We start from the raw sequence: 654 nt of genomic DNA, 5'->3' as shown, positions 1-654 counted from the left end.
TGCTTTGGGAATTTTTGTGGGGCTTCAATGGGTGGGTTTGTTTTCTTCTCCTTTTGTAGAAAATTCTGTTGGTGGAGAAAAGGTTTTGCAGGTCGCTGAAGCTGCAAAAGACACAAGTGAAGAAACAAGAGAACAATTGGAGCGAGTGTTTCAAGAAATCGATGCATTAAAAACAGAGTTTTCTTCTTTTTCATCACAACAGTTTAAAACAATGAAAAATGATGAACTATCGCAAGAAGAAAGCAGAAAAGCTTTTGCGATTTTAGAAGAAAAAGTAAAAGCTCTTGAAGAGGCTGTACAAACACTTGTTGGCGAGTCAAAAGAGATAGAAACGGCTTTGTCCGTCGGGCTGAGCAATGCAAATGATCTTGCTTCGTTAAAAAAACAGTTGGAAGCATTCCAGGAAGAAAGTATTGTTAAAAATAGTGAAAAAAAAGAAATAAATACGGCACTTTTTACAGCGATCAGTTCGTTAAAAAATGCTGTAGAGCGGGGTGGATCTTATAACAATGAATTAAAGCTGTTACAGCAGTTATCGCCCTCGATTGATGGACTTGATGTGTTGCAAAAGACAGCTACTGTAGGTCTTCCAAGTTCAGCACAACTTTCAGTTGATTTTTCTCATGTTGCCGATGCAATTGTTGGTACGCAAAA

At 37.9% G+C, this 654-nt stretch carries 1 pseudogene; it reads left to right on the top strand.

Features of this window, described 5'->3' with window-relative positions:
• A pseudogene (locus ACFINC_RS11100) lies at window positions 1-654 on the top strand (hypothetical protein); the annotation flags it as partial.

This window comes from Bartonella sp. AP58NXGY (assembly GCF_042195785.1).
Taxonomy (GTDB): domain Bacteria; phylum Pseudomonadota; class Alphaproteobacteria; order Rhizobiales; family Rhizobiaceae; genus Bartonella.
Note: the sequence above shows the minus strand (reverse complement) of the source record. Positions and strands in the feature narration are given on the sequence as shown.